Origin of the sequence: Pedobacter sp. HMWF019, from assembly GCF_003061025.1 — a bacterium.
In the GTDB taxonomy this organism is placed as follows: domain Bacteria; phylum Bacteroidota; class Bacteroidia; order Sphingobacteriales; family Sphingobacteriaceae; genus Pedobacter.
The window spans coordinates 1-1,870 of the sequence record NZ_QAIL01000527.1; the positions used below are offsets into that span (position 1 = coordinate 1).

Here is a 1,870-nt window from a genome sequence, read left to right on the forward strand (position 1 = left end):
CTGCTGCCTCCACCGAAGCCTCCACCACCTCCCGAACCTCTTCCTCCGCCAAGGAGCATACTCCAGAATAAGGCATCGGCAACACCCCGGCTGCCAATAACCTGGCTGCCTCCGCGTCCGCCGCCTCTGCGGATGATCACAATGATGATTACGATGATGATGATTAAGATAGGTAGGGCAGATCCATTGTTATTGTTGCCTTTTTTAGGATTGTCATTTTTATATTCCCCTTTGGTATAGCGGATAATGGCATTGGTTCCGGATTCCAGTCCACCATAATAATCGCCGCTTTTAAAGTAAGGTTTAATGTCGTTCTCAATGATCTGTTTGGTATACATATCCGGTAGAGCGCCCTCTATTCCATAACCTGTTTGAAGAGATATTTTTCGATCTCCAAGTGCAACCAGAAGCATAATTCCAGTATTTTTCTTGCTGCCTACGCCCCACTTTCTTCCAAGTTGGAGTGCATAATCATTGATGTCATAGTCGCCAACTGATTTTACAATAGCAACGGCAATCTGAATAGAGGTAGAATCGTCAAAAGCAACCAGTTTATCTTCGAGTTGCTGGGTTTGCGAAGCGGTTAAGGTGCCCGTAAAATCGTTAACCAGTTTGTTGGGTTTGGCAGGAAAGTCCTGTGCAAAACCAATGGTGCTGAAAATAACCAGTACAAGAACCAGGATCGATTTTTTCATCTGTATATTTTTTGTTTTAAAAGGTGATGAAGCCGTCATGTGCTACTCCACATGATGGCTTCATCATCATGTATTTTGTTTTATTTGATCCATAAAAATGATATCATTAGGCAATTCATTAATATCACCGCTTTGATATGGGAAAAACAAGGCCAGCTGTTCGCCAATGAGGCTGATTCCCGCAATAAGGCCCTGGGTGATATTGCCACCGGCAAAATGTGCTTTCATTGCGATTTGAGTAGTTTCCCAAAAATCTTCCGGAACAACCTTGTGGATTCCGCTGTCTCCAATAACAGCAAATTTGTGGTCTTCATGAGCGAGGTAGATTAAAACACCATTGTGATGGGCGGTTTTATCCATACCCAGCTTTTTAAAATAGGCCGTGGCTACATCAAATGCTTCACCTTTACAATGTTTATCAATTGCTATTCTGATTTCTCCTGAAGTCAGTTTTTCTGCCTCTGAAATAGCGGTAGAAATCAGTTCCTGTTCTTGTTCATTAAAAAGTGCCATAAGGAATTTTTATAAAGATAAGGGTAATGAGGTCTGTATTTTGGAACGCTCATTACCCTTAAAAGTTATAGTTATATAATTAGAATTCTACTTTTGGAGCATTCTGCGCACCGGCATCTGCTTTAAAGCCTGCTTTTTGGCCAAAACCAAAAAGTCCGGCAAAGATGTTGTTAGGGAAACTTCGAACTTTAGTATTGTAAACCTGAATAGATTCGTTGAAATCTTTACGGGCAACGGCAATTCTGTTTTCAGTTCCTGCCAGCTCTGCAGAAACATCCCTGAATTGTTCTGTTGCTTTTAATTCAGGGTAATTTTCTGTAACCATTAATAAACGACCCAGTGCCTGGCTTACCTGACCTTGTGCCGCCTGATATTTTTCAATATTTTCTGGGGTTAATTTAGTTGGGTCTACAGTGATCTGCGTAGCTTTTGCTCTGGCTTCTGTAACGGCTGTTAAGGTAGATTGTTCAAATTTGGCGGCTCCTTTAACAGTATTGACCAGGTTTGGGATCAAATCTGCACGACGCTGGTATTGTGTTTCTACCTGGTTCCATTTTGCTTGAACATCTACGTCCAGTTTGACCATGCTGTTGTAACCATTACAGCCTGCAAAGGCTAAAAGGATAACCAGGACACCTACAGCTATTAATACGATTTTTTTC

Annotated in this window: 3 protein-coding genes; all 3 read right to left on the reverse strand. The window is 41.7% G+C overall.

What is annotated here, in order from left to right; translation table 11 throughout:
* A partial coding sequence (locus tag DBR11_RS26265) for a YgcG family protein (protein WP_108555531.1) occupies positions 1 to 695 on the reverse strand: 695 nt, incomplete at its 3' end.
* 66 nt (positions 696 to 761) lie between these two features.
* Complete coding sequence (locus DBR11_RS26270) at positions 762 to 1,208, reverse strand: TPM domain-containing protein (RefSeq protein ID WP_108555532.1); 447 nt, start codon at positions 1,206 to 1,208, stop codon at positions 762 to 764.
* Between the two features lie 79 nt (positions 1,209 to 1,287).
* The coding region (locus tag DBR11_RS26275) for a LemA family protein (RefSeq protein WP_369974460.1) at positions 1,288 to 1,870 on the reverse strand (583 nt) is incomplete at its 5' end.